Raw genomic sequence first — 7387 nt, forward strand, 5'->3', positions numbered from 1 at the left:
CAGGAAAGTGCAGATTTTCCATGTGTATTTGGGGAGGTCTTGGGTTGCCGTTGGCAACCCAAGACCTCCCCTCATTATAATGATTATCATTCTTACTAGTTGTATATTTTATTTCTTGGAAGTCCCTAAACCATAACCTATTATTAAAAATTAATTGCAGTTTCCATTCAGACTCTCACTATGAAAGTTGACCACCAAATCTATGATTGCTGAGGGTGCGCGCAGTTTATCCAGACATTCATGGACTCAATTTCTGGTGTCGCTGTCTATATTTTCGGACATAAAGATAATATTTAATTGAATTCTGACAAATGACGCCAATATTATTGTTTTGATCAATCACAAGTTTTAAATTCATCATGTAACTACAGTAATCCTAAATTATTCGTAGCCACAACCGCGCACAAGTATTACTTAGTATTCTCTAAAAGGAACTTTATGGGAAGCCGTCTATCGTTCTAATATGACAAGCGTTTATTAATTTTTGATTTATCTTTGGTGACTGCCTATGTGATAGCGCTTTTGTAGGCTAGCTCCTTTTGGATTTCGTGATATCTTTATTTACCGTTGTGAAAGCTATCATAAGCAGGTACTACTTTTAATTACATATTAAAATATTGTCTTAATACCAAAGCGCGATAAAATTTTCAGCATGTTAATAAGTATGTGCTGACGCTCATTTTTAGCAGATAGTTACTAATCTTGTGAGGTATAACTCATAAAGCTGTAACTCCAAAAATAACTATGTAAAAGCTTCAGCAATAATTGCTTATTGCTGAAGCTTTTACAGCTAACCTATGCAAATCTACAGATGAAAGAAAGCTGAAATCTTAAGCCAATATTAGTGAGCATAATATAATTACTCTGAAAATAAATAACTATCGTGTTCCGATAGACATAACTATTTAACACGATAATCGTCCTTAAGGTTGCTTGTAGTTTAAACCTATAGACAGGGTATTACAGTATCGAGAGTGGCTACTATTTAAGCATCATTGAAATGCTAAATCCCTATAGAAAAATTATCAATACAAGTAAAACAAAAATAAATCCAAAGAACAGAAAATCAGAATAATATTCCGGTTCTGATTTTCATCTAAAGAATAGACTTGGCCAAAAAGCGACATCCGCAGTTTATTAAAACATGACCTTCTATTTCAAGTTTTTAAGGAGTAAATAACTATGCCTCACTACTTGATATTTAATACTTAATTAGCTTCACCTGATTTCTTCATTTTCTGTTGCACCATACTTATTCTGTGGCTAAACGTTTCCTTGTGGATGCCATAGATAAAGTGTGCCTAAAATTTTCGTACTTTAAGGTATTTGTGCCGCTTGTAGGTCATTAGCTACACCTCGATTGACCTACTGTTTTTACCTGATTATCCACTTATTTAATTAAGAAGTCTGATGGTTAACTTACTCAGACCGCCCAGTGTTTCGAGTCATCGCCTCGGTACTATAACTGGTTTGTGGGGGGAACAGTCTCCTTACGACAGGAGAGCGCTTAATACTGGTATCGTCCATTTCGGTCCAGGTCGTTTTTTTAGGGGCCACCTCGCTTACATAATACATAACTATCTTGCACAGAAGGGTTCACCAGAGCAGAGATGGGGGATTTGTGGAGTTAGCCTCAAGAGCCAACGCACCATTACGACGTTAAAACCCCAGAGATTCCTTTACACTTTGACCAAACACTCTAGTTGCGCTAAAAATCGTGAGGAAGCGGAAGTTATCGGTTCTATCAGGGAAATCGTTAATGGTAGAGAGAAGTGCGAGTATGTGCTGGAAAAAATGGCGTCTCCCTCTGTGCATCTGGTGACTCTGACAATTACTCAAGGGGGCTACCATCTAGACAAGAATTTTAATCTCGACACAGCGAATGAAGACATCGCGCACGATCTGCAAAATCCTTCCACTCCAACCACTGCTATTGGCTTTATAGTAGAGGCGCTACGCCGACGATGCGATTACAACATGGCCCCCTTCACCACCCTTTCTTGCGATAACCTGCCAAGAAACGGGGAGATTCTACGAAAAGCAGTGCTAGCTTATGCTGACTTGATTGATCCGACTCTTGCAGAATACATCAGGGATAACGCGACCTTTCCGAATACGGTTGTAGATAGGATTGTGCCTCAAGAGCAGGAATCTGACTATAACTATCCCAACCGACTGTTGCAGGTGCGCGATCGCGCCCCCATTGTAACAGAACCATTTTGGCAGTTTGTCGTAGAGGACAACTTCACAGGTGATCGGCCCAAGTGGGAAGATGCGGGGGTGACTATGACTAACGACATCACTCCCTTTCTATATATGAAGTCGAGATTCTTAAATGCAGTCCACTCCTTCGTAGCCTGTTTAGCTGTAAGAGCGGGTATAAAGTATATGCATGACGCAATCAGGCAACCGGAATTCCACTTATTTACCCGGCTTCTGATGGACGATATCGCAGCAGCGACACCCGTGCCTCGTCACATGTGTGAACAATATATGGCTTATTACTAAGGTTGAGTAACGAGGCTCTTCCTGATACTACTGAGAGAATCTCTTCAGAAACCTGTAGGAAGGTAGGCAAGTATATATTTCCCATACTTCAGGATGCTTACAGCCGAAAGGTCAGCATGAAGCGGATTATACTTCCCGTTGCGGCGTGGCTTCTTGCAGTCCGAGAGGGGGCGAGCGAGTCTGGTCAGCCTTATCATGCCAAGGATACCCAAAGCGCAGTTACAGCGATTCAACAAGGTGCGGTGATTAGCGGCATTCTGGGATTGGAAAATTGCGAACATACAAAGGTAGTAGATGATGAATGCTACCAAGCAATGCTCGATATCCAGACCCACGGACTATTAGCTACGCTTAAAAATTGCAGTGAGGGAGACCTTTTAAATGAAACCGCTTCAGCATGATAAGGTGATACTTTTCGATCACGATGGAACTGTCGTTGATAGTGAAACCATAGCACTTGAGAGCGCTTGGAGGCTGACCAATGAAGTGGCTCATGAATTCGCTGGCGCTCAACACTATGAGCTTGGGGACTTTGTTAAAAACTTCGCAGGGAAACCTTACAGGGAAATACTCAAGAAGATATATCCAGACTCATTAACTACTCTTAATGAGCGAGATATCGATAGGCTAGTGGCTGAGGAAGAAAAGAGAGCGATTGAACGGCTTAGTGTAGAGGCTAAAGCGACTGAAGGAACGCCTGAAGTTCTCTCTTACCTGCGCGACGACGGATTTGAATATGCACTAGTAAGTAACAGCAGCTTCCAGCGCCTGAATGCTTGCCTTGCTTCTGCTGCCTTGACCGACTATTTCCCAAGTGAGCAGATATTTAGCGCCCACGACTCTCTCCCCATTGGGCGGCCAAAGCCGCTTCCTGACATCTATCTACACGCAGTGAAGTGTCTGGAAGTTGAAGTTTCTCTTTGTGTGGCAGTTGAAGATTCTATCAGTGGGGTAAGGGCTGCCGTTGCTGCTGGAATTGGGCAGATTATCGGTTATGTAGGGGGAACTCATGTAAGCGAAGATGAACGAAAAAGCCGTGCAGATGCTCTTGAGTCGGCTGGTGCCGAGCAAGTTATCGAGCGGATGCACGATCTGATCGGGCTATTGTAATGCTGATAACAGTAGGTGTGAAAAATCAGATTTTGTCAAGAATAGCTTGGGCGACAACTTCATCAGTGATCAGTCCCGTGATCAACTTGCCATGCAGAGCCGCCAAAATTGACTCTACTTTTTTCACACCTCCTGCAATACCGATAATCAGGCGTTGAGCAGTTTGTTCGAGCGGGACACCGGCAACTCGGCTATTAGTTGCACCTTGAATCAAGATTCCTTGGCGATCGTATGCCCAACCTGCAATTTCCCCAACTGCCCCCAGTTCAATTAATTGGGTCACTTCATCGTCATTAATAAATCCGTCTTGGTGTAACGGTGCATTCCACCCGATTTGGCTAATACCAACAAAGGTCGCTTTCGCTTGCTCCGCAAGGGTTTTTACGGTGATAAACGATCGCTGAGTCTGCAAGAGTTCTCGTTCTTCAATACTGGTTGCTACGACTGGAGTCGGAACTGGATATACTTGGGAACCAACGCGATCGCACAAATGCATCACCACTTCATAACGACCTGCACGCCCATATTGAGACATATTCCCAACTATTGAGACAATCTTATGCTGAGGTTGATTCATGGATGGGATTTGATCCACCATCGATCGCAAAGTCCGACCGGTGGAAAACGCCAAAATTGTTGGAGTTTTAGCAACAAGGTACGTCTCTAGGTGAGTAGCAGCACATACGCCAAGCCCGTTCAATGTATCGCCACTCCCTGCATCACTTGGAACCACTTCACACAGTGATAATTCAAATTTGTCTCTGAGTGATTCAGCTAGAGCAATACACTCACTCAGGGGATGATCGAGCCGAAATTTGATCAGTTTTTCACTCACCGCTAGTGCAACCAAACGCTGTGCCGCTTGCCGGGACACGTTCAGCTTTGCGGCAATCTCTTCCTGTGTATTTCCAGCAATGTAGTAGAGCCAAGCTGCGTGTGCTGCTTGGTCTAACTTGCGAGTCCGAAGGGACAAGCCACGCTCTAAGAAGGGTTCTTTCATTTTGCACCTATAGGAAGTATGCATCCCCCAAAGAGTAGATAAATTATTTGAGTATCTGCTCAAAGATGGATTTTTTGCTCAGAATATGTATAAGTTATCACATTCTACGTTAATAAAAGTGGTATGAAATAAACTCAAGCGCAGTAAAACATTGCAGTAATAATCCTGGAGCCTGACAACATTACTAACTTGGCAATACCCTTTTCCCTATTGCCCGCCAGTAAGCTCCAAATTAAAGCCCGTAATGTAGCTTGCCTCCTCGCTCATGAGAAATGCCACACTGTTAGCGACTTCTTCAAGGCTCCCCAAACGCCGCATTGGGACTGAATTAATCATTTGCTGCTCTACTACTTGAGGATCGGTATCAAAATACTGCGATCGTACACCTGCCTGTAATTCGGTTTGCCGCGTCCACATTACACCAGGGCCAATCAGCGCAGGCGAGAGCGCATTCACCCGAATATGGTAGGGAGCCAAGTCTTTCGCTGCTGTTTGAGTTATGCCAATTACGGCAAACTTTGAGGCTGAGTAAGCGATCATATTTGGAGGGCCAACCACTCCTGCATAGCTTGCCATATTAACGATCGCTCCTCCACCCGATTTGCGTAGGTGTTGCGCCGCCGCCTTGAGGACGTGAAAAACTCCGACAACATTGATGTCAATGACCTTTTGAAAATCTTCTTCAGGATACTCGTCAGTTTTGGCAAATACTCCTTGATAACCCGCATTGTTAAAAACATAGTCGATCCGCCCAAATTGCTCTACAGCAGCAGAAAAGGCTTGAGCAACATCTTCAGAAGCGGTGACGTTGCACCGAAAGCTAAGAACTGGAATTTTATAAACTTCTAATTCGTGAGAAACCTCTGCCATCTTCGCTTCGTTTAAGTCTAGGAGTACTACACCTGCACCATCTGCGGCAAAACGCTGTGCGGTAGCTCGACCGATATCACCAGCCCCGCCCGTAATCAAAATCGTCTTGCCAGCAAAGTGATAGCTTGCTTTAGCTGTCATATCTTCAACTCCTTGTGAATATATGTTGCAAATAGTGTTTAAGTGTTCAGTATTTAAGATGAGCTAGTATGATTCAATTATTGGGCCTTTGCCCCATAGTAGAGCATAAAATCATTTTTTTATATGATTTTAATACTAAAGGAGCTGTGCGATGCGTATGCCTCGCTTCGCTAAAATCTTGGTTTCATTCCTCGTTGGAGTGATACTGGCACAACTGCTACATGCCTGTGCGGGTTCGCAAGCAGCAGGGAAAACAAGACTGACGATCGCTACTGTCAATAATGGTGACATGGTAGTGATGCAAGGGCTTTCCCACAATTTTGAACAAGCCAATCCGAATATTCAAGTGAGGTGGGTTGTCCTAGAAGAAAACGTCTTGCGCCAACGCACTACCACAGACGTTGCTAGCCAGGGCGGACAATTCGATGTTTTGACAATCGGTTCCTATGAAACACCGATTTGGGCAAGACGGGATTGGTTAAAACCATTGGATCTACCCGCAAGTTATGACGTGAATGACCTGATAAAACCCATCCGAGAAGGGCTTTCCAATAACGGCAAACTCTATGCTGTGCCTTTCTATGGGGAGAGTTCCATGCTGTATTACCGGAAAGACTTGTTTGGAAAAGCAGGGATTACGGTTCCTGAACAACCAACCTATCCCCAAATTAGGGAATGGGCGAGTAAGGTTCACGATCCAGCGCATGGAGTTTATGGTGTTTGTCTGCGCGGGAAACCTGGCTGGGGCGAAAACATGGGATTTGTGTCCACATTGGTCAACACCTTTGGCGGACAGTGGTTTGATATGAAGTGGCAACCCACTATAAATACTCCAGCCTGGAAAGAAGCGATCGCCTTCTATGTTGATTTGCTCAAGAAATATGGCCCACCGGGTGCTAGTTCCAATGGATTCAATGAGAATCTGGCGCTATTCTCGACGGGTAAGTGCGGTATGTGGGTAGATGCAACCGTTGCCGCAGGGTTGTTATCCAATCCAAAAGAATCTCAAGTTTATGATAAACTTGGCTTTGCCCGTGCACCAATTGAGAGATATCCAAACGGCTCGAATTGGCTCTGGGCTTGGGCGCTAGCGGTTCCAAAAACCTCAAAATCTCCCGAAGCTGCTCAAAAGTTTGTTGCTTGGGCAACCTCTAAAGAATACATTCAATTAGTTGCTAACCAAAGTGGTTGGGTTAGTGTACCACCAGGTACGCGGACTTCCACCTATAACAATCCTAACTATCAAAAAGCTGCACCCTTTGCTTCGATTGTGCTGAAGTCAATTCAATCTGCCGATATTAGCCGTCCAGCCGCACAACCAACGCCTTACAAGGGTATTCAATATGTGGATATTCCCGAATTTCAGGCGATCGGTTCTTCAGTCGGACAAACAATGGCAGCAGCCTTGACTAATCGCCTTTCAGTCGATCAGGCGTTGGAGCGATCGCAGAGTTCGACTGAACGGTTTATGAAACACACGGGTTATATCGAGTGAACCCGGAGATCCCCCCCAGCCCCCCTTAAAAAGCTACGGTGTACACACAAGTCTGAAATAGCTGATTAACCAAGGTTTTACCCCACCCTAACCCTCCCCTTGGAAAGGGGAGGGAACTAGATTTCCGGCTTCCCCCTTTATAGAACCCATTTGATATCTTTTAGGCGATTGAGTAGAATCAACAGAAGCTAGGTGGATTTAAAGGTCAGGTTTGGTTGAAAATGGGATATTCAAGCGATTTGACAGACAAAGAGTGGGAAATA

Annotated in this window: 6 protein-coding genes; 4 read left to right on the forward strand and 2 right to left on the reverse strand. The window is 44.2% G+C overall.

The annotated features are described in order from the left end of the window. Positions 1–1410 precede the first annotated feature (1410 nt). Genes LC608_RS35650 through LC608_RS35660 form a run of 3 tightly spaced genes read left to right on the forward strand, consistent with a single transcriptional unit; the run spans position 1411 to position 3618 of the window. Positions 1411–2508: a mannitol dehydrogenase family protein gene (locus LC608_RS35650; protein WP_229558016.1), complete on the forward strand. Its 1098-nt coding sequence runs from the start codon at positions 1411–1413 to the stop codon at positions 2506–2508. A 2-nt stretch (positions 2509–2510) separates the two neighbouring features. Continuing rightward, on the forward strand, positions 2511–2909 hold the full coding sequence (locus LC608_RS35655) for a hypothetical protein (protein WP_374108497.1): 399 nt from the start codon (positions 2511–2513) through the stop codon (positions 2907–2909). Further along, positions 2890–3618: an HAD family phosphatase gene (locus LC608_RS35660; RefSeq protein WP_229558018.1), complete on the forward strand. Its 729-nt coding sequence runs from the start codon at positions 2890–2892 to the stop codon at positions 3616–3618. The genes LC608_RS35655 and LC608_RS35660 overlap by 20 nt, the downstream gene beginning before the upstream one ends. 25 nt (positions 3619–3643) lie before the next feature. Here the strand turns inward: LC608_RS35660 and LC608_RS35665 are convergent, their stop codons facing one another. Both LC608_RS35665 and LC608_RS35670 read right to left on the reverse strand, forming a co-directional pair. Continuing rightward, a complete protein-coding gene (locus tag LC608_RS35665; RefSeq protein ID WP_229558019.1) occupies positions 3644–4618 on the reverse strand; it encodes a sugar-binding transcriptional regulator in 975 nt (324 codons plus the stop codon). 207 nt (positions 4619–4825) lie between these two features. After that, entirely contained in the window at positions 4826–5629 is an 804-nt protein-coding gene (locus LC608_RS35670) for an SDR family NAD(P)-dependent oxidoreductase (RefSeq protein ID WP_229558020.1), read from the reverse strand. Positions 5630–5780: 151 nt separating this feature from the next. On the opposite strand from LC608_RS35670, the gene LC608_RS35675 reads away from it, so the two are divergent. Continuing rightward, complete coding sequence (locus LC608_RS35675; protein ID WP_229558021.1) at positions 5781–7124, forward strand: sugar ABC transporter substrate-binding protein; 1344 nt, start codon at positions 5781–5783, stop codon at positions 7122–7124. Positions 7125–7387 lie beyond the last annotated feature (263 nt).

It is taken from the genome of Nostoc sp. XA010, from assembly GCF_020829625.1.
In the GTDB taxonomy this organism is placed as follows: Bacteria; Cyanobacteriota; Cyanobacteriia; order Cyanobacteriales; family Nostocaceae; genus Nostoc.

What these genes read in the sequence shown, in the direction of transcription:
- LC608_RS35650 (WP_229558016.1), top strand. Translation starts at nt 1,411, where the DNA reads ATGGTTAACTTACTCAGACCGCCCAGTGTTTCGAGTCATCGCCTCGGT.
- LC608_RS35660 (WP_229558018.1), top strand. Translation starts at nt 2,890, where the DNA reads ATGAAACCGCTTCAGCATGATAAGGTGATACTTTTCGATCACGATGGA.
- LC608_RS35665 (WP_229558019.1), bottom strand. Translation starts at nt 4,618, where the DNA reads ATGAAAGAACCCTTCTTAGAGCGTGGCTTGTCCCTTCGGACTCGCAAG.
- LC608_RS35670 (WP_229558020.1), bottom strand. Translation starts at nt 5,629, where the DNA reads ATGACAGCTAAAGCAAGCTATCACTTTGCTGGCAAGACGATTTTGATT.
- LC608_RS35675 (WP_229558021.1), top strand. Translation starts at nt 5,781, where the DNA reads ATGCGTATGCCTCGCTTCGCTAAAATCTTGGTTTCATTCCTCGTTGGA.